Source organism: Campylobacter jejuni (assembly GCF_049221745.1).
GTDB lineage: Bacteria > Campylobacterota > Campylobacteria > Campylobacterales > Campylobacteraceae > Campylobacter_D > Campylobacter_D jejuni_E.
In genome coordinates this window covers 24,961-42,688 of sequence record NZ_JBMJAO010000005.1, presented here as the reverse complement: position 1 = coordinate 42,688, position 17,728 = coordinate 24,961, and the positions used below count along the sequence as shown (strand labels likewise).

Genomic DNA, 17,728 nt, shown 5'->3' with positions numbered 1-17,728 from the left:
TATTAAAATTTTTAAGAAAAGGATAAAAATGAATTTTGAAAGTATTGTTTCTCATATGAATGATCATCATAAATCAAATTTAATCGATCTTTGTAAAAAATTTGGTGGCATTGAACAAGTTCAAAATATTTTTTTAAAAAGTGTTGATTTTAATGGCTTGGATCTTGTTTATAATAATAATGAAAATTTACGAGTAGAATTTCCTAAAAAAGCCGATGAAAACACGATTAAAGATACTATAATATCCCTTTGCATGAGTGCAAAAGCTGAGCAAGATTTTAGTGCTATAAAAGAAGAATTAAATGAATTTATGTTAAGTTTTAATTCTGTATCTTTAGCAACTTTAAATACAAATGGAGAAGTTGTTTGCTCGTATGCTCCTTTTGTAAGCACACAATGGGGTAATTATATTTATATAAGTGAAGTAAGCGAACATTTTAGCAACATCAAAGTAAATCCAAACAATATAGAAATAATGTTTTTAGAGGATGAGAGTAAAGCTGCTTCTGTTATACTTCGCAAAAGATTGCGCTATAGAGTAAATGCAAGCTTTTTAGAGACAGGTGAAAGATTTGATCAAATTTATGATGAGTTTGAAAAACAAACCGGAGGAGAAGGAGGCATTAAAACTATACGCAAGATGCTTGATTTTCATCTAGTAAAGCTTGAATTTAAAAAAGGACGCTTTGTAAAAGGTTTTGGTCAAGCTTATGATATAGAAAATGGAAATGTTGCACATGTAGGTGCTAGTGGAAATCCACATAAATTCCCACATAAGCATTAATTTATATAAAATCTTATAAATTTTGTTCTTGTAAAGCTTGGGCTTGATGATGAGTGATTAAAGGTTCTATGATTTCATCAAAAAGCCCATCTTGCATAATAACATCTAAGCGATATAAAGTAAGATTTATTCTATGATCGCTGATACGATTTTGTGGAAAATTGTAAGTGCGAATACGTTCGCTTCTATCTCCGCTTCCTACTTGTGATTTTCTTGCTTCACTTTCTTTTGCCAATCTTTCGCTTTCTTGCATTTCATAAAGCCTTGCTTTTAAGACTTTCATAGCACTTTCTTTGTTTTTGTGCTGACTTTTTCCATCTTGATTGACTACGACTATGCCTGTAGGGATATGAGTGATACGAACAGCTGAATCGGTAGTATTTACGCTTTGTCCCCCATGTCCTGAAGATCGCATAACATCAATTTTAAGATCGTTTGGATTAATCTCAATTTCTATATCATCAACTTCTGGCATAACTGCAACTGTTATAGCTGAGGTATGTACTCGTCCTTGAGATTCTGTTTGTGGAACACGTTGAACACGGTGTGTCCCACCTTCATATTTTAGTCTTGAATAAGCTCCTATGCCTTTAACAAGCATAATGATTTCTTTAAAACCACCAACACTTCCTTCGCTAGAACTTACAATTTCAAGTTGATAACCACGATTTTCAGCATATCTTGCATAAGCTTTTACAAGGTCTCCTACGAATAAAGATGCCTCATCTCCACCTGTACCTGCACGAATTTCAAGAAAAATATTTCTTTCATCGTTAGGATCTTTAGGAAGTAGTAAAATTTTAATTTCTTCTTCAAGTTTAGGTTTTAGTTCTTCTAAAGTTTTTAATTCTTCTTTTGCAAGCTCTCCAAGCTCACAATCATTTAGTAAGAGCTTATTCTCTTCCATATTTTCTAAAGTTTTTAAGTATTCTTTAGCTTTTAAAACAATAGGTTCTAAGTTTTTTTGTTCTTTAGAGAGTGTAGTCATTTTGCTGATATCATTAAGTATATCAGAACTACTAAGAAGAGAATTTAGCTCTTCAAAGCGTTTTAAAAAAGGAACTAGTTTGTTAGCTAACATTAAAAACTATAAAATTATGCAATTTTATTTACTAAAAGAGCTAAGCGGCTTACACGGCGAGAAGCAGTTTGTTTTTTAATAAAACCACGACTTACCATAGCATGGATACTTTTATTGGCTATTTTTAAAGCTTCATTTGCTGCATTTTTATCTTTATTTGCTGCAGCTTCTCTTACAGCTTTAGTTATATTTTTAAGTCTTGTTCTATAGAATCTATTTCTTTCTGTTTTTTTAATAGTTTGTCTTGCTCTTTTTTCAGCAGATTTGTGATTTGCCATTTATATTTTCCTTTTTTGAAATTAAAGACTAAATTATATAGGAATAAAATTTAAAATTTAATTAATTTAAGCAAAATTTCAAAATAAATCTTTCAAATGTATATCCCAATACACTAAGTTAAATTTAAGTAAAAATCCATAAATTATAGCACCTAAAAGTCCAGCAAACAATCCTGCTAACATATCATCAAGCATTACACCCAATCCACCTTTGACTTTTTTATCTATTTTACCGATAATAGAAGGCTTTGTAATGTCAAAGAGTCTAAATAAGATAAAAGCTAAAATAAAATTGATTATCGAGTTTTCAACACTTGCTGTAATAGCACAAGCAAGAAAAATTCCAGCAACTTCATCGATGACTATATGTTTATCATCGTGAATCCCTGTTTTTTTCTCATAATTGTCTATAACGCGAATACTTACAACAAAAATTAAGATACTAAGTAAAAATAAAGTATTAATTCCAAGATATTTGAGTATAAAAAAAGCAGGAATTAAAGCAGCAATAGTACCAAAAGTTCCGCTTGCTTTTTTTACACAACCTGAATAAAAAAAAGTTAAAAATAGTTTTTGCATCTTGCTACACCATATAAGACATTTGATGAATTTCTAAAAGTTTTTGATAAAATTCTTCATCATTTTTATATTCTAAAATTCCATCGGTTGGAAAAAGTTCATTATAAATTTTTTGCATATTTTTTAACCTATTTGGAAAAAGAGAGGTTAAGATAATGCTAGATACCTCCTTACGCATAAAAACTGCTGGAGGAATAATACCTGCTTTTAGTAGATCTTTTAAAGATTGAGAGTTGTAATGTAAATGATGATGAGAGCCATGGGGACAAGATCTTGTGCTAACAATCATACGACATTGATCACAAAATACAAATTCAGGTAAAATAATCACTTCTATACCATAATCTCTAGAAAAATCGTCAAGTATAGTTTTAGGTTGATTTTCATCATAAAACATTCCAAGTCCTGTATGATTTTGTCCTACTACAAGTTTAGTACAGCCTAGACTTTTTGCAATAATGCTTTCTAAACCAGGATTTAAATGAGCATGAAAGATATTGATATTTTTTAGTGGAAAAATAAAAATCCTATCTGGTGGAAGATAGTTTTTAATAAATTTTTTCAAATAAGCTTCTTTAAGCTCAAATTCAAATCCATTTACATCAAAAGATTCTACAAGAAAAATTACAACTAAATCTGCTTTATCTATGGTCCAACGAAACATTCTTTCATGAGCACGATGTAAAGGATCAAAACTTGAAACTATAGCAGTAATTTTTCGTGCATTAAGATTGTTTTTAATTTGTTGAAAATTTTCTTTTACTTTTTTAATTTGAGAATTATAAATTTCTATTTTTCCACTTATACAAGTTGTTCCCATGTTTTCTAAGGAACAAGTATTAGGGCTGAAGATATTAGAAAAATTTTTATTATTTTTAAATTCGCTTTTAAAATCTATATGTCCTACTACTTTTTCATTTAGTATGAGATTGATTCTATCGCCAGATTTTATATCATTTAGTGTTTTTTCAGCATTTTTTGGTGCAAAGCTTAAGGGATAGGGAAAACTTTCTCCTTTAAATTTTCCCGATTTAATGATTTCATTGACTTCTTTTTCATTCATTAAATGAGTGCAAGTGCCTAGTAAACCTTCTTTAATAAGTGATAAGATGCCAAATTCATTTTGATCTATGGTAATGTTTTTATTTTTTCTTACTGATTTCATATTTCTTCCTTTTTTCCCACAAAGATTTACGTGAAATACCTAATTTTTTTGAAAGATCAGTATCAGGAAATATATTTTGGTAGTTTATAATAACATATTTTACATACTCATCTATGGTTAAAATTTCATTACTATCGATATTTTTTTCATTATCATTTAAATTAATGCAGTTTATTTTTAAATCATCTGTATTTGAATTGGTATGCAAAATAACATTTTTGTTTTGTATAAAATCTAGGAGTTTTTCTTTTTCTACTGCTTTTAATGCTTGAAAATTACTTAAAAATAAAAGATTGTTTTCTGTGGGAAGTTTCATAACTTTTTCAACTGAATTTGTAGATGTTAAATCAATAAAAGAAAGAGTAATGTCACATTCATTTGCATAATTAAAAACAAAAGCATCAGCACTGCTTTGATTGTTGGATTTTAATATCAATGGAAGTTTTAATTTTTTATAATTATACTCTGGAATTTTGATTGTTTCTAGTCTTGATTTGATATAGCTTTGATAAGCTTTATTAAGGATTGAAAGTTTTCTAAAATCCTGATAATGCTTTATTTTTCTAATCAGCTCTTCTATCATAAAGGGTTTTTGAATATAATCACTAGCACCTAATTTCAAAGGATTTGAAACTGTATCTGTGCTTATGTAAGAAATAAGCAAAATAATAATACTATGTTTAAACTGACCTACGGCCTTTAAAAAGTTATTAGTATTTGTAGAAAGCAGTATAATATCATAGTATTTTTCACTATTGTATTCATCAAATGAGTTGATAATTTCGCAGCTATATCCAGCATCACTTAGTTTAATACTAATGCTTTGCGCTAGATAAATTTCATTTTCAATAATTAAAACTTTCATAATCTTGTCCAATCAAAATATTTTAAATTTACACTACTAAGCACCGCCATACCTTCTTTTCTTCCGATAAAACCCAATTTTTCTGTTGTTGTGGCTTTAACATTGATTCTAAATTCATCTAAATCTAAAGCATGAGCTATATTGCTTTGCATAGCTTGTTTAAAGTCTTTAAGTTTAGGGCTTTGTGCCATGACGCAAATGTCTATATTAATGAGTTCAAAACCTACCTCTCTGACTTTATCATAAGCTTGTTTTAAAAGCTCCATGGAGTTAGCATTTTTAAATTTTATATCAGTATCAGGATAAAGTTCTCCTATATCTCCAAGTCCTGCAGCACCTAAAATCGCATCGGTTAAAGAGTGGGCTAAAACATCTCCATCGCTATGTGCTTTAAGTCCCATAGTAGGATGAATTTGTACTCCTGCTAAAAGCAAGGGGCGATTTTCTCCAAATTCATGTACGTCAAAACCATTACCAGTAAAAATTTCAAAGCTAGGTGTAGGCAAATCAAGCTTTTTAAGATCTTCTTTAAATGTTAATTTTCTTGCATCTTCTTCACCTTCAATAAACCAAATTTTTCCACCCATTGCAGCTATAGCTGTGCTATCATCTGTAAATTCTAAATTTTGATCTAAAGCTTTTTGAAGCAGTTTGGTTTTAGAAATTTGCGGGGTTTGAATGAGTTTGATTTTTTCTCTTTGTAAGGCTTCATTGTCAAAAAGTGTTGTATCTGCAACTTTTAAAGCAGGGGTAATACAATCTGCTTTATCTAAATTTTCAATCAAACGCTCAAACAAATTTTTACTCACTAATACCCTTGCTACATCACTTACCATGACAAATTTACTATCTATGAGCTCTAAGGCTTTTTTTAAGGATTCTGCTCTGGTATCACCACCTTCTACGAATTCATAGTTTTTAGTAAATTTCTTCATATAAGCGATATTACTAGAGGTAACAACTATTTTTTTAAAAGGATAAAAAGAGCTTAAATTTTTTGTTGCATAAAGCCAAAGAGGATCATTTCCAAGTCGTAAAAATTGTTTTTTTACCTTTGTGTTAAAACGAGTAGAATTTCCAGCTGCTAACATAATGAGGCTAATCTCACTCATTTTTTCATTCCTCTTTTTAATATTGTTGGTTTTTATAATGTTACCATATTATACACTTATAAAAAGCTAAATTTTATCATTTTATTAGTAAAATTGATTTTTTTAAAAGACAAGGAAAAAACATGAAAGAACAAATTTTAGAGAAATTAAAAACTGTAAAATATCCTGGTTTTGAAAAGGATATAGTGAGTTTTAACTTTGTAAAAGATATTAAAATTCAAGATGATGGTGTATTTATTGATATAGAAATCGTTTCAGCAAATCCTGAAGTAGCTAATGAAATTCGTAAAAATGCTACTGAAGCTTTATCAAGTTTAGCTTTAAAAAATATTGAACTTAATATCATCACTCCAAAAATTCCTGAAGAAAAAAGTAATTCAAGAAGTGGAAAAAACATCGCTCCACAAGTAAAAAATTTTATCATGGTTTCAAGTGGAAAAGGTGGTGTGGGCAAATCTACAACTACAGTAAATTTGGCAATTTCTATGGCTAAAATGGGAAAAAGAGTGGGAATTTTAGATGCGGATATTTATGGGCCAAATATTCCAAGAATGCTAGGCGAAACCAAAACTCAGCCTGAAGTAGTAGGGCAGAGATTAAAACCTATTTTAACTCATGGTGTTTATATGATGAGTATGGGGGTTTTGATCGAAGAGGGTCAAGGGCTTATGTGGCGTGGAGCTATGATTATGAAAGCAATCGAGCAACTTTTAGCTGATGTGATTTGGCCTGAACTTGATGTATTGTTTTTAGATATGCCTCCAGGAACAGGCGATGCGCAAATTACTTCCGCGCAAAGTATTCCTATTACTGCAGGAGTTTGTGTAAGTACGCCTCAAACCGTATCTTTAGACGATAGTAAAAGAGCTTTAGATATGTTTAATAAACTTCACATTCCTATAGCAGGTGTGATTGAAAATATGAGTGGATTTTTATGCCCTGATAATGGTAAAGAGTATGATATTTTTGGTAAAGGAACAGCTGAGGATATGGCAAAAGCCTATAAAAGTGAAGTTTTAGCACAAATTCCTATAGAAATGATAGTAAGAGAAGGTGGAGATGAAGGCAAGCCTGTGAGTTTTTATCATCCTGAAAGTGTGAGTTCAAAGCGTTATTTAATAGCGGCTGAAAAAATTTGGAGCTTTATAGAAAAGATTAACAATGAAGGTGGTGCGGATAATTCTGCTATACAACCTGTGATGAATGGAAAAAGTGCGTGTTCGCATTAAAAATTAAGTGAATAAGGAAAAGAAAATGATTAATACTAAAGAAGATTTTTTACTTTTAATCAAACAAATTGAGCAAAAAAGTGGCTATAAAAAACCTAAAGCTTTTGGTATAGCAAGGCTTGATAGAGGACAGTTAAATAAAAATAAAATCTTGCAAGCAAGTTTTGCTTTGATTAATTATGAGCAAAATTTTGGCTCAGCAGCAATCATGCTTGAAGCTTTTATGCAAAGGGGTGTGGAGATTGATTTTAATGCGAGTGAATTTGTACAAACTTTGAAATTAGAAGATATTGATTTTGCACTTTCTTGTTTTAAACCTTTTTTAGAAGAAGAAGGACATCAAAATATTGATTTATTAAAGCTTATCAAAGATAAATTTAAAGACGATGAATTTGCTTTTGTTTGTCTTTTTGAAGATAAAGAACCTTTAAGTGTAGAAAGTGTTTATCTAAAACTTTATTTGCTTTCTACTAAAAAAGTACCTTTAAGAAGTATCAATCTAAATGGAGCTTTTGGACTTTTAAGCAATGTAGCTTGGAGTGATGATAAGCCTATCGAACTTGAGTATTTAAGAGCAAATGAAATGCGTTTAAAAATGAGCAATCAATATCCAAAAATTGATTTTGTAGATAAATTTCCAAGGTTTTTAGCTCATATTATCCCTGAAGATAATACAAGAATTTTGGAAAGTTCTAAAGTAAGAATGGGTGCTTCACTAGCAGCAGGAACAACTATCATGTCAGGGGCAAGTTATGTGAATTTTAATGCAGGCACAACAGGAGCTTGTATGGTTGAAGGGCGTATTAGCTCAAGTGCTATAGTAGGAGAAGGTTCTGATGTAGGTGGTGGAGCTTCAATTTTAGGTGTTTTAAGTGGAACAAGTGGCAATGCTATAAGTGTGGGTAAGGCTTGTCTTTTAGGAGCTAATTCAGTTACAGGAATTCCTTTGGGGGATAATTGTATAGTTGATGCAGGTATTGCGGTGTTAGAAGGAACGAAATTTTTACTCAAAGATGCTGAGGAGCTTGCTAAACTTAATCCTTATTTTAATTTTGATAAAGAAATTTACAAAGGCTTAGAGCTTAAAGGTTTAAATGGCCTACATTTCCGTCAAGATTCTATAAGTGGTGCTATGATAGTAGCTTTAAATAAAAAAGCAGTCAAACTTAATGAAGCCTTGCATTGATACAAAATTTATTTACATAAAGCTTTAAGCTTTATGCCTTTCTTTTAACTTTGAAATCACATCTGAGAAGTTAAGGTTTGCATCTGCAAGTAAAACACTTAAATGATACATTAAATCCGCTGCTTCACAAATAAGCTCTTCTTTATCTTTTACTGTCGCTGCTAAAGCTGTTTCTACACCTTCTTCACCAACTTTTTGTGCGATGCGTTTTGTACCACTTTTGAAAAGTTTTGCTGTGTAAGAAGTATTTTCATCGGCATTTTTGCGTGCATTAATAAGCTTTTCAAGTCTGGCTAGAAAAACAAAATCCGCATTTTTAGAAATTTTTTCAAAACAAGAAATATTACCCGTATGACAAGTAGGCCCTACAGGATTTGCTAAAATTAAAAGCGTGTCATTATCACAATCTAAACTTAAATCTATGATATTTAAGAAATTTCCACTTTCTTCACCCTTCATCCAAAGACACTGTTTTGTGCGTGAAAAAAAGACTACTTTACCACTTTCTAAGCTTTTTTCTAAGGCTTCATTATTCATAAAACCTAACATTAAAACTTCGCAAGTTTTTGCATCTTGGACGATGACAGGTAAAAGATGATTCACTTTTTGCCAAGCGATTTTTTCATTAAGTTCTTTGAAATTTTGCATATTATATCCTTATACTTAAGCCTTGATTTTTAAGATAAATTTTTAATTCTTTAATGTCTATAAGTTTTTGATGAAAAACAGAAGCAGCTAAAGCCCCATCTGTACCTAGTTTAAAAGCTTCTAAAAAATGCTCCATTTTTCCTGCTCCCCCGCTTGCGATCAAAGGTACTTTACAAATTTTATATACAGCTTCTAATTGTTCTAAATCATAACCATTTTTAACGCCATCTTGATTCATCATATTTAAAACAATTTCGCCTGCACCTAGATCTTGTACTTCTTTAACCCATTCTAAAGTGCTTTTTCCACTATGCTTGCTTGTTTTTTCATCGCCTGTGTATTGAAATACTTTTAAATTTCCATTTTCATCTTTGAAACTATCAATCCCTACTACTACGCATTGCACGCCAAAACTTTTAGCAAGGCGTGTGATTAAGCTTGGATCATTTAAAGCAGGAGAATTGATAGAAATTTTATCTGCCCCATTAGCTAAAAGTTCAGCTGCATCTTCTTCGCTTTTAATACCCCCTGCAACACAAAAAGGAATATTGATATTTTTTGCTACTTCACTTACCCATTCTCTTGATATGCGTTCTTTTCTAGCACTTGCAGTAATATCATAAAAAACAAGCTCATCAATGCCATTTTTAGAATAATACCTAGCAAGTTCTATGATATCTCCCATATCTTTATGATTTTTAAATTGTGTTCCTTTTACCACTCTGCCATTTTTAGCGTCTAAACATGCAATTATGCGTTTTGTAAGCATCTTATCCCTTCTTCTACGCTAAAAATTCCGTCTAATAAAGCTTTTCCTACGATAACCCCGCTACAAATTCCTTTTAAGTTTTCAAGGTCTTTTAAACTTGCTACTCCACCACTTGCCTGAATGCAAATATTAGGAAAAATTTCATGGATAAGTTTGTAAAGTCTTACATTTACTCCTTGCATGGTGCCATCTTTTGAAATATCGGTACAAAGTATGTGTTTTAAGCCTTTATTGCTATAAAAGTCTAAAACCTCCATAAGTTTTTTATCGCTTGTTTCTTGCCAAGCATTTACAGCTACAACATAATCTTCTTTTAAAATTGTATCTAAAGCTAAAACTATAGCTTCATTACCAAATTCTTTTAAAATTTCAAGACACAAAGCAGCATTCTTAATTGCTATAGAACCTATAACTACTCTTTTTACTCCACAATCAAGCAAAGCTTTAACTTCTTCTTTAGAGCGTATACCTCCACCTACTTGTAAATTGACACTGACTTCTTTAGCAAGTTTTTCTATCAAAGCAAGTTGTCTTTTGCTAGGATCTTTTGCACCTGTAAGATCTACAAGATGAAGTTCTTTCGCTCCTGCTTTTTCGTATTCTTTGAATTTCTCCAAGGGATTGTATTTATATACTTTTTTTTGTTCGTAATCCCCTTTTACAAGACGTACCACTTCGCCATCTATAAGATCGAGTGCGGGTGTGATTTGAGTCATCCTATATCCTTAATAAAATTTGAAATTAAAATTTCTCCCACTTCACTACTTCTTTCAGGGTGAAATTGCACTCCGTAAAAATTATCTTTCATTACACTTGCGCTAAATTTTTGCGAATACTCACAATCTGCTATAGTGTACTCTCCAAGTTCTACACAATAACTATGCACAAAATAAAAATAAGCTCCTTCTAAACCTTTGAATAAAGCATGAGAGCTATGAACTTGATTCCATCCCATATGCGGAAAAGTAAAGTCTTCTTTAGCTTTAAATTTTTGGGTTGTAAAATCTATGAGTTTTAAGGTTTCTTGATTTAATTCTTCAGAAAAATTTCCTAAAATTTGCATACCTAAACAAATACCAAGCAAAGGTTTTTTGGTGTTTTTAATAAAATCAATAAGATTAAATTGTTCTAAATTTTTCATCGCTTCTTTTGCGGTACCCACTCCAGGTAAAAAAAGCTTATCCGCACTTTCAAGCTCTTTTAAATCCCTGCTAATAGTTGCATTAAAACCTAATCTATCCAAACAAAATTTCAAAGATGCCAAATTCGCACAGGCTGTATCGATGATGATGATTTTCATATCATTCCTTTAGAGCTAGCTAAATTTTCACTTTCTATTTTCACTGCCATTTTCAAAGCTTTTGCAAAGGCTTTGAAAAGCCCTTCAGCTTTATGATGATCATTTTTGCCTTTAACTTTTAAATGCAAACTTACACCCATAGTATAGCTTAAAGAATAAAAAAAGTGCTCGATCATTTCTGTGCTTAAAGCTCCTAGATGAGATTTTTTAAATTTAGCTTTATAGACTAAATGAGGACGATTGCAAAAATCTATCGCACAACTTGCCAAACACTCATCCATAGGTAAAGTAAAGCCATATCTTGCTATGCCGATTTTATCTCCTAAAGCTTTTTTAATACAAGCTCCAAGTGCTAAGGCTACATCTTCAACGCTATGATGCTCATCGATTTCTAAATCCCCATTGCAAGAAATTTCAAGTCCTATGCCCCCATGTACGGCTATTTGCTCTAACATATGATCAAAAAAATCAATCCCTGTTTTAATACTAACTTTGCCTCCATTTAAACACACTTTTACTTTTATATCTGTTTCTTTAGTAGTTCTTTGATAACTTGCACTTCTAAAAGAACTTAAAATTTCATTTTCTATTTCTTTCCAAGAAAGTTCGCTGTATTTTAAACCACGCACGCCTAAATTTGAAGCCAAGATCATATCGCTCTCACGATCTCCTATAACAAAACTTTGCTCCTTATCGTAAAGTTCGTGCTTGATATACTCTTCTAACATGGCAGTTTTAGGTTTTCTACAAGCACAATTTTCATTTTCAAAATGTGGACAAATAAAAATATTTTGAAATTCTATACCGCAACTTTTTAAAATATCAAGCATTTTTTCATGAGCGATTTCAAAATTTTCCTTTGGAAAACTTGGCGTTCCAAGACCATCTTGATTGCTTACCATGACAAATTTAAATCCAAAATTTTTTAGTTTTAAAAGAGTGGGAATAGCATCTTTTTCAAAACGCAATTTTTCAAGAGTATCGATTTGAAAATCGCTTTTTGGTTCTTCTATAAGAGTGCCATCTCTATCTATAAAAAGAATTTTTTGACTCATTTTAGGCTCTCTAAACGAAAAGTTACTGCATTTTTGTGTGCATCTAAATGCTCATTTTGTGCTAAAATTTCAACACTTTTACCTAAAGCTAAAAAGCCTTCTTTGCTTAACTCTTGAACGGTCATTCTTTTACTAAAATCTGCCAAACCTAAACTAGAATGCGTTTTAGTAAGTCCATAAGTAGGTAAAACATGATTAGTCCCACTTGCATAATCACCCATAGACTCTGGGGAATAAGCTCCTAAAAATACCGATCCTGCGTGTTTTACACCTTTTAAAAGTTCTCGTGGATTTTGAGTTTGTATGATCAAATGTTCAGGGGCGTAAAGATTTGAAATTTCTAAGGCTTGATTTAAATCTTTAGCTATGATAATGCGTGAATTAGTAATGCTTTTGCTTGCAAGTTCTTTACGAGGTAAAAGTTCTAATTGACTTTGGACTTCATTGCTTGTTTTTTTGGCAAAATCTTGACTTAAACACACCAAAATCACTTGAGAATCTGCACCATGTTCAGCTTGTGAAAGCAAATCACTAGCTACAAATTTTTCATTAGCTAAATCATCAGCTATTACTAAAACTTCACTAGGTCCTGCTTGCATATCAATAGCTGCTCCATTTATATCGCTACTTACTTGGCGTTTTGCTTCGGTTACAAAGGCATTTCCTGGGCCAAAAATTTTATCCACCTTTAAAACACTTTGCGTACCGTAAGCCAAAGCTGCTATAGCTCCTGCACCACCCATTTGATAAATTTCATCCACGCCACAAAGCTTGGCACAAAAAAGCACGGCATCATTGATTTTTGCAGGGCTTGCTAAAACGATTTTTTCACAACCTGCAATTTTTGCAGGGATAGCTAGCATTAAAACCGTTGAAAACAAAGGTGCCAAACCCCCTGGTATGTAAAGTCCTACTTTTTCTATAGGACGTGTTAAAACCTCACATTTAACACCTTTTGTAGTTTCAAGAGCGATTTCATGCGGGATTTGGGCTTCGTGAAATTTTTTGATATTTTCATAAGCTACCAAAATAGCTTCTTGTAAATCTTTATCCAAACGATTGCTTGCTTGAGTGATTTCTTCTTGAGTGATTTTAATCTTTGAAATTTCAGCCTTATCAAATTCTAAAGCTTGTTCTATTAAAGCTTTATCGCCTTTTTCTTGCACTTCTTTAATGATAGAACTTACTATTTTTGAAATTTCATCTTTCGCACTTATAGCAGGGCGTTTTAACGCTTCTTCTTTTTGTTTTTCATCTAAATTATCATATACTAAAATTTGCATTTTTTACTCACTTTAACATTTTTTCTATAGGCAGAACCAAAATCGAACTCGCGCCTTCTTCTTTTAAAGCCTCCATGGTTTCCCAAAAAAGATTTTCTTTACTTACCATATGTAAAGCTACATTTTTTTCATCGTGTGCTAAAGGTAAGATAGTTGGTCTTTCAACTCCTGGAAGTAGAACTTGAATTTTATCAAGCTTTTCTTTTGGGGCATGAAGCATAATGTATTTAGATTCTCTTGCTTGCATTACTCCTGCTACACGCAACATAATTTTATCCACTAAGGCTTGTTTTTCTTTGCTTAAAGCATTTTCTTTTTGAATCAAACAAGCACGAGATTCATAAATTACTTTAACTTCTTTAAGATTATTTGCTTGTAAAGTTGCTCCACTTGAAACAAGATCGCAAATTGCATCGGCTAAATTTGCCCTAGGGGCTACTTCAACAGAACCTGTAAGCATACAATTTTTATAATTAATCCCATTTTCTTTCATAAAACGCTTTAAAAGTTGTGGATAAGAAGTAGCTATCCTTAAGCCTTCAAAATCTTTCAAATTTTGAAATTTATTTTCTTGAGGTAAGGCAAGAGAAAGACGGCAATATCCAAAATCTAGCTTTTTTAAAAGTTTATAGCTTGGATTTTCTCCTAAAGACTGGCGTTCAAGTTCATTTTCTTCTAAAACATTTTCTCCTATAATGCCTAAATCTACAACACCATCAAAAATAAGCCCAGGTATATCATCATCTCTAACGCGTAAAATATCTATGGGTAAATTTGTAGAAAAAGCGATCAAACTTTGTTCATGGATATGCATTTTAACACCACATTCTGAAAGAAGCTCTATGGATTCTTTTGAAAGTCTACCTGATTTTTGTATCGCGATACGCAAACGAGTATTTTCTTGCATAACATATCCTTGAAATTAAAAATTAAAAGCTTATATTAGCATAAGTAGTTGAATTTTTAGCAAGGGTTTTAGAAAATAAATAAATTTAATTTTATTTAAAATAATTATTTAAAACTTTTTATTTTTAGGGTATTTAATTGAAGTATTAATCCTAGCAAAAGCTAGGATTTGATTAAGCTACAAATTCGATGAAAGCCATTTCAGCGGCATCACCACGGCGAATTCTTGTTTTGATGATTCTTGTATATCCACCATTGCGATCTTTGAATTTTGGAGCAATTTCAGTTACTAGTTTATTAGTAGCGTTTTTATCTTGCAATGAAGCAAAAACTACTCTATGAGCGTTAAAATCTCCAAGTCTTGCTCTAGTAATCAATCTTTCTACATAACCTCTTAATTCTTTAGCTTTTGGTAGAGTAGTTTCGATTTTTCCGCTATTTACTAAAGCTATAGTTAAATTTTTTAATAAGGCAGCACGATGAGATGAAGTTCTGCCAAGTTTTCTATATCCATGTTTATGTCTCATTCTTTATCCTTCGTTTTGTGCTTTTAATTCTGCGATTTTGTTTTTAAGTATTTCTTTGTTATCGCTAAGCTTAGAAGTTCCCACAGGAAAACCTATGCTTTCCATGATGTTTTTAATTTCATCAAGAGATTTTTTACCTAAATTTTTAAGCCCTGCAAGTTCACTTACACTCATCAAAGCAAGCTCGCCTATGTAAACTACTCCTGCTTTTTCAAGACAATTATAACTTCTAGCACTTAAATTTAAATCTGTAATGTTTTGCAATAATTTAGTATTTTCTAGCTCATTGCTTGTTGCTTGATTTTTAATTACACTTCTAACATTGGTTATTTTATCAAATACTGATAATTGTTTATACATAGCTTCTAGAGCATTTTGAAAAGCTTCATTTGGAGTGATTTGTCCATCAGTTGTTACGGTTAAAACCACTTTTTCATAATCAGGATTATCTTCAAATAAAACTTTTTCAATATCATAGGTTGCTTCTCTTACAGGTGTAAAGAAAGCATCTAAAGCTATAAATTTAGGATCGTTTAGAAGCTCTTTAATTTCTTCGCTTGGTACATAGCCAATACCTTTTTCAACGATCAATGTAAATTTGAGTTCAGCATCTTCGTTGATTGTTGCTAGATAGGCATCTTTATTTACCACTTCTACTTGATCATTATTTAGATCTTTGCCGTAAATTTCTTTTGAGCCTTTAAAGCTAAATTCTACTATTTCTTTATTTGATTCGCCTTTAATTTTAAAGCGTAGTTTTTTTAGGTTAATGATAAAAAGTGCTACATCTTCAAGCATACCACGCATACTATCAAATTCATGAGCTACACCATCAATATGAATCGCAGTTGGAGCATATCCTATAGTGCTAGTATAAAGCAAACGGCGTAAAGGATGGGCTAGGGTGATTCCATAGCCTATCTCAAAAGGCCAAGCACTGATTTTAGCCACAGTATCACTAATGTTTTCTATTGTAAATTCTGTTGGCGTATAAGCAGATGTTGTAATATTTCTCATATTTAGCCCCTATTACTTAGAGTAAAGCTCAACGATAAATCTTTCCTCAACCGGAATGACAACTTCTTCTCTTTCAGGTTTTCTTGTGAAAATTCCAAATCTCTTATCTTTTTCAACATCAACCCAAGCAACAATTCCAGTTTGCGCTGTAAGTTCGATAGCTCTTGTTATTTGTGGATTATTTTTGCTTTTTTCGATAATTTCGATTTTAGCACCTGCTTCTACTCTAAAGCTAGGAATATTCACTCTTTTACCATTTACTAAAATATGTCCGTGTGTTACAAGTTGTCTTGCAAAACGACGTGTTGTAGCAAAACCCATTCTATATATCACATTATCCAATCTTTGTTCTAAAAGCTGGATAAGTAATACCCCTGTATTTCCTTCTCTTCTTGCTGCTTCAGCAAATAAACGACGGAATTGCTTTTCACTTACTCCATACATAAATTTAGCTTTTTGTTTTTCTCTTAGTTGAAGTCCATACTCACTAATTTTACCTTTTCTTGCTCCGTGTTGTCCTGGTGCATAAGGGCGTTTATCTAGTGCACTTTTGCCAGCTAGTCTTCTTTCTCCTTTTAATGCTAAGCTAACACCAAAGCGTCTTTCTAATTTTTCTACTGGTCCTCTATATCTTGCCATAATATTATTCTCCTAAATTTTTCTTACTATCTTAGACACGACGACGCTTAGGCGGTCTGCAACCATTGTGAGCTAATGGAGTGATATCTTTTAAGAAAGTTACTTTGATTCCTTCCATAGCACCTACACTCTTAACAGCAGTTTCTCTACCGCTTCCTGGTCCTTGTACTTTAATGCCTACTTCTTTAATTCCGTGTTCTTTTGCTTTATTTAAAGCGTCTTCTACTGCTTGTTGTGCTGCATAAGGAGTTGATTTTTTAGAACCTTTAAATCCTAAACCACCTGCACTACTCCAAGCGATAGCATTTCCCATTTCATCGGTTACTGTAACCATAGTATTGTTAAAAGTTGCACTGATATAAACAATACCTTTTGCTATATTTTTTTTAACTACTTTTTTCTTTACGATTTTTCTTTTTGCCATAATTTATCCTTATGATTTTGCACCAACAGTTTTTCTCTTACCTTTTCTAGTTCTTGCGTTTGTTTTTGTTTTTTGTCCGCGAACTGGTAAGCCTTTTCTGTGTCTTAAGCCTCTAAAGTTTCCTAAATCCATAAGTGCTTTGATATCCATAGCAACTTGTTTTCTCAAATCCCCTTCAACCATATAGTTTTCTTGAATTTCTTTACGGATAGCTGCTGCTTCATCTTCACTTAACTCATGAACTCTTTTATCGTAAGAAATTCCTACTTTATCTAGAATTTTTCTTGAAGTAAAAAGTCCTACACCATAGATATAAGTTAATCCATACTCAATTCTTTTTTTCTTTGGTAAATCCACACCTGCAATACGAGCCATGTTTATCCTTGTCTTTGTTTATGTTTTGGATTTTCGCAAATAATGCGAACCACGCCTTTACGGCGAACTACTTTGCACTTGTCGCACATCTTTTTAACCGATGGTCTCACTTTCATGAGCGTCTCCTTGAATAAATTCCACTTGATTTACGACTACATCAGGTTTTATGAATAACCAACTATTTTCAAAATAAGTGGTGGATTTTAAAAATACTTCTTCATATAGTTCGATGTAATTTGTCGCAAAAACTCTAATTTTATCTAAAATTAGCTTTTAAATAACTTAGATTATTTATATCTAAAAGTTATACGCCCTTTATCAAGGCTATAAGGTGTAAGTTCTACTTTTACTTTATCACCTGGCATTATTCTTATATAATGCATACGCATTTTTCCTGCAATATGACATAAAATTACATGTTTGTTGTCAAGTTCAACCTTGAAATTTGCATTAGGTAATGCTTCAAGTACAGTGCCATCAATTTCAATTACATCATCTCTTGCCAA

23 protein-coding genes are annotated in these 17,728 nt (G+C 31.8%); 3 read left to right on the top strand and 20 right to left on the bottom strand.

Annotated features, from left to right (window positions below):
* The first annotated feature begins 28 nt into the window (after positions 1 to 28).
* The gene (locus tag ACOTU8_RS05110; protein ID WP_422342061.1) at positions 29 to 784 is read left to right on the top strand and encodes a HugZ family heme oxygenase; all 756 of its coding nucleotides are present in this window, start codon (positions 29 to 31) and stop codon (positions 782 to 784) included.
* Between the two features lie 13 nt (positions 785 to 797).
* Here the strand turns inward: ACOTU8_RS05110 and prfA are convergent, their stop codons facing one another.
* The 6 genes from prfA to ispDF form a co-directional block, all read right to left on the bottom strand.
* Positions 798 to 1,865, bottom strand: a complete 1,068-nt coding sequence (gene prfA, locus ACOTU8_RS05105; RefSeq protein ID WP_422342060.1) for a peptide chain release factor 1 — start codon at positions 1,863 to 1,865, stop codon at positions 798 to 800.
* 14 nt (positions 1,866 to 1,879) lie between these two features.
* Positions 1,880 to 2,143: a 30S ribosomal protein S20 gene (rpsT, locus tag ACOTU8_RS05100; RefSeq protein WP_422342059.1), complete on the bottom strand. Its 264-nt coding sequence runs from the start codon at positions 2,141 to 2,143 to the stop codon at positions 1,880 to 1,882.
* Positions 2,144 to 2,221: 78 nt separating this feature from the next.
* Complete coding sequence (gene pgpA / locus ACOTU8_RS05095) at positions 2,222 to 2,722, bottom strand: phosphatidylglycerophosphatase A (RefSeq protein WP_422342058.1); 501 nt, start codon at positions 2,720 to 2,722, stop codon at positions 2,222 to 2,224.
* Between the two features lie 4 nt (positions 2,723 to 2,726).
* The gene (locus tag ACOTU8_RS05090; RefSeq protein ID WP_422342057.1) at positions 2,727 to 3,887 is read right to left on the bottom strand and encodes a sulfate adenylyltransferase; all 1,161 of its coding nucleotides are present in this window, start codon (positions 3,885 to 3,887) and stop codon (positions 2,727 to 2,729) included.
* Positions 3,865 to 4,752 (bottom strand): hypothetical protein, encoded by an 888-nt coding sequence (locus ACOTU8_RS05085; RefSeq protein ID WP_422342056.1) that lies wholly within the window; start codon positions 4,750 to 4,752, stop codon positions 3,865 to 3,867. Before ACOTU8_RS05085 ends, ACOTU8_RS05090 begins: the two co-directional genes overlap by 23 nt.
* Positions 4,749 to 5,864, bottom strand: a complete 1,116-nt coding sequence (ispDF, locus tag ACOTU8_RS05080) for a bifunctional 2-C-methyl-D-erythritol 4-phosphate cytidylyltransferase/2-C-methyl-D-erythritol 2,4-cyclodiphosphate synthase (protein WP_422342055.1) — start codon at positions 5,862 to 5,864, stop codon at positions 4,749 to 4,751. The genes ACOTU8_RS05085 and ispDF overlap by 4 nt, the downstream gene beginning before the upstream one ends.
* Before the next feature lie 122 nt (positions 5,865 to 5,986).
* Here ispDF and mrp point away from each other — a divergent pair, with 122 nt between their 5' ends.
* Together mrp and dapD are read left to right on the top strand one after the other, a co-directional pair.
* The gene (gene mrp / locus ACOTU8_RS05075) at positions 5,987 to 7,093 is read left to right on the top strand and encodes an Mrp/NBP35 family ATP-binding protein (RefSeq protein ID WP_038401857.1); all 1,107 of its coding nucleotides are present in this window, start codon (positions 5,987 to 5,989) and stop codon (positions 7,091 to 7,093) included.
* Positions 7,094 to 7,118: 25 nt separating this feature from the next.
* Positions 7,119 to 8,279 carry a tetrahydrodipicolinate N-succinyltransferase N-terminal domain-containing protein gene (gene dapD / locus ACOTU8_RS05070; protein ID WP_422342054.1) on the top strand — a complete coding sequence of 387 codons (1,161 nt, stop codon included), beginning with the start codon at positions 7,119 to 7,121 and terminating at the stop codon, positions 8,277 to 8,279.
* A 24-nt stretch (positions 8,280 to 8,303) separates the two neighbouring features.
* Here the strand turns inward: dapD and hisIE are convergent, their stop codons facing one another.
* The 14 genes from hisIE to infA form a co-directional block, all read right to left on the bottom strand.
* Positions 8,304 to 8,927 carry a bifunctional phosphoribosyl-AMP cyclohydrolase/phosphoribosyl-ATP diphosphatase HisIE gene (gene hisIE, locus ACOTU8_RS05065; RefSeq protein ID WP_422342053.1) on the bottom strand — a complete coding sequence of 208 codons (624 nt, stop codon included), beginning with the start codon at positions 8,925 to 8,927 and terminating at the stop codon, positions 8,304 to 8,306.
* A 1-nt stretch (position 8,928) separates the two neighbouring features.
* A complete protein-coding gene (hisF, locus tag ACOTU8_RS05060; RefSeq protein ID WP_422342052.1) occupies positions 8,929 to 9,696 on the bottom strand; it encodes an imidazole glycerol phosphate synthase subunit HisF in 768 nt (255 codons plus the stop codon).
* Positions 9,678 to 10,412, bottom strand: coding sequence for a 1-(5-phosphoribosyl)-5-[(5-phosphoribosylamino)methylideneamino]imidazole-4-carboxamide isomerase (hisA, locus tag ACOTU8_RS05055; protein WP_422342051.1), 735 nt, complete (start codon positions 10,410 to 10,412; stop codon positions 9,678 to 9,680). The genes hisF and hisA overlap by 19 nt, the downstream gene beginning before the upstream one ends.
* Entirely contained in the window at positions 10,409 to 10,996 is a 588-nt protein-coding gene (gene hisH, locus ACOTU8_RS05050; protein ID WP_422342050.1) for an imidazole glycerol phosphate synthase subunit HisH, read from the bottom strand. The genes hisA and hisH overlap by 4 nt, the downstream gene beginning before the upstream one ends.
* Positions 10,993 to 12,051: a bifunctional histidinol-phosphatase/imidazoleglycerol-phosphate dehydratase HisB gene (hisB, locus tag ACOTU8_RS05045; protein ID WP_422342049.1), complete on the bottom strand. Its 1,059-nt coding sequence runs from the start codon at positions 12,049 to 12,051 to the stop codon at positions 10,993 to 10,995. The genes hisH and hisB overlap by 4 nt, the downstream gene beginning before the upstream one ends.
* Entirely contained in the window at positions 12,048 to 13,334 is a 1,287-nt protein-coding gene (gene hisD / locus ACOTU8_RS05040; protein WP_422342048.1) for a histidinol dehydrogenase, read from the bottom strand. Before hisD ends, hisB begins: the two co-directional genes overlap by 4 nt.
* 7 nt (positions 13,335 to 13,341) lie before the next feature.
* Entirely contained in the window at positions 13,342 to 14,241 is a 900-nt protein-coding gene (gene hisG / locus ACOTU8_RS05035) for an ATP phosphoribosyltransferase (protein ID WP_053872692.1), read from the bottom strand.
* Between the two features lie 172 nt (positions 14,242 to 14,413).
* A complete protein-coding gene (rplQ, locus tag ACOTU8_RS05030) occupies positions 14,414 to 14,767 on the bottom strand; it encodes a 50S ribosomal protein L17 (protein WP_240378323.1) in 354 nt (117 codons plus the stop codon).
* Between the two features lie 3 nt (positions 14,768 to 14,770).
* On the bottom strand, positions 14,771 to 15,784 hold the full coding sequence (rpoA, locus tag ACOTU8_RS05025; RefSeq protein WP_002932419.1) for a DNA-directed RNA polymerase subunit alpha: 1,014 nt from the start codon (positions 15,782 to 15,784) through the stop codon (positions 14,771 to 14,773).
* 12 nt (positions 15,785 to 15,796) lie between these two features.
* Positions 15,797 to 16,423: a 30S ribosomal protein S4 gene (gene rpsD / locus ACOTU8_RS05020; RefSeq protein ID WP_422342047.1), complete on the bottom strand. Its 627-nt coding sequence runs from the start codon at positions 16,421 to 16,423 to the stop codon at positions 15,797 to 15,799.
* A 31-nt stretch (positions 16,424 to 16,454) separates the two neighbouring features.
* Entirely contained in the window at positions 16,455 to 16,847 is a 393-nt protein-coding gene (gene rpsK, locus ACOTU8_RS05015) for a 30S ribosomal protein S11 (RefSeq protein ID WP_002779544.1), read from the bottom strand.
* Positions 16,848 to 16,856: 9 nt separating this feature from the next.
* Positions 16,857 to 17,222: a 30S ribosomal protein S13 gene (gene rpsM, locus ACOTU8_RS05010; RefSeq protein ID WP_422342046.1), complete on the bottom strand. Its 366-nt coding sequence runs from the start codon at positions 17,220 to 17,222 to the stop codon at positions 16,857 to 16,859.
* Positions 17,223 to 17,224: 2 nt separating this feature from the next.
* Positions 17,225 to 17,338 (bottom strand): 50S ribosomal protein L36, encoded by a 114-nt coding sequence (gene rpmJ / locus ACOTU8_RS05005; RefSeq protein WP_002781429.1) that lies wholly within the window; start codon positions 17,336 to 17,338, stop codon positions 17,225 to 17,227.
* A gap of 171 nt (positions 17,339 to 17,509) precedes the next feature.
* Positions 17,510 to 17,728: a translation initiation factor IF-1 gene (gene infA / locus ACOTU8_RS05000; protein ID WP_422342045.1), complete on the bottom strand. Its 219-nt coding sequence runs from the start codon at positions 17,726 to 17,728 to the stop codon at positions 17,510 to 17,512.

Coding starts and splice junctions, on each gene's coding strand:
- ACOTU8_RS05110 (WP_422342061.1), top strand. CDS start 29: ATGAATTTTGAAAGTATTGTTTCTCATATGAATGATCATCATAAATCA.
- prfA (WP_422342060.1), bottom strand. CDS start 1,865: ATGTTAGCTAACAAACTAGTTCCTTTTTTAAAACGCTTTGAAGAGCTA.
- rpsT (WP_422342059.1), bottom strand. CDS start 2,143: ATGGCAAATCACAAATCTGCTGAAAAAAGAGCAAGACAAACTATTAAA.
- pgpA (WP_422342058.1), bottom strand. CDS start 2,722: ATGCAAAAACTATTTTTAACTTTTTTTTATTCAGGTTGTGTAAAAAAA.
- ACOTU8_RS05090 (WP_422342057.1), bottom strand. CDS start 3,887: ATGAAATCAGTAAGAAAAAATAAAAACATTACCATAGATCAAAATGAA.
- ACOTU8_RS05085 (WP_422342056.1), bottom strand. CDS start 4,752: ATGAAAGTTTTAATTATTGAAAATGAAATTTATCTAGCGCAAAGCATT.
- ispDF (WP_422342055.1), bottom strand. CDS start 5,864: ATGAGTGAGATTAGCCTCATTATGTTAGCAGCTGGAAATTCTACTCGT.
- mrp (WP_038401857.1), top strand. CDS start 5,987: ATGAAAGAACAAATTTTAGAGAAATTAAAAACTGTAAAATATCCTGGT.
- dapD (WP_422342054.1), top strand. CDS start 7,119: ATGATTAATACTAAAGAAGATTTTTTACTTTTAATCAAACAAATTGAG.
- hisIE (WP_422342053.1), bottom strand. CDS start 8,927: ATGCAAAATTTCAAAGAACTTAATGAAAAAATCGCTTGGCAAAAAGTG.
- hisF (WP_422342052.1), bottom strand. CDS start 9,696: ATGCTTACAAAACGCATAATTGCATGTTTAGACGCTAAAAATGGCAGA.
- hisA (WP_422342051.1), bottom strand. CDS start 10,412: ATGACTCAAATCACACCCGCACTCGATCTTATAGATGGCGAAGTGGTA.
- hisH (WP_422342050.1), bottom strand. CDS start 10,996: ATGAAAATCATCATCATCGATACAGCCTGTGCGAATTTGGCATCTTTG.
- hisB (WP_422342049.1), bottom strand. CDS start 12,051: ATGAGTCAAAAAATTCTTTTTATAGATAGAGATGGCACTCTTATAGAA.
- hisD (WP_422342048.1), bottom strand. CDS start 13,334: ATGCAAATTTTAGTATATGATAATTTAGATGAAAAACAAAAAGAAGAA.
- hisG (WP_053872692.1), bottom strand. CDS start 14,241: ATGCAAGAAAATACTCGTTTGCGTATCGCGATACAAAAATCAGGTAGA.
- rplQ (WP_240378323.1), bottom strand. CDS start 14,767: ATGAGACATAAACATGGATATAGAAAACTTGGCAGAACTTCATCTCAT.
- rpoA (WP_002932419.1), bottom strand. CDS start 15,784: ATGAGAAATATTACAACATCTGCTTATACGCCAACAGAATTTACAATA.
- rpsD (WP_422342047.1), bottom strand. CDS start 16,423: ATGGCAAGATATAGAGGACCAGTAGAAAAATTAGAAAGACGCTTTGGT.
- rpsK (WP_002779544.1), bottom strand. CDS start 16,847: ATGGCAAAAAGAAAAATCGTAAAGAAAAAAGTAGTTAAAAAAAATATA.
- rpsM (WP_422342046.1), bottom strand. CDS start 17,222: ATGGCTCGTATTGCAGGTGTGGATTTACCAAAGAAAAAAAGAATTGAG.
- rpmJ (WP_002781429.1), bottom strand. CDS start 17,338: ATGAAAGTGAGACCATCGGTTAAAAAGATGTGCGACAAGTGCAAAGTA.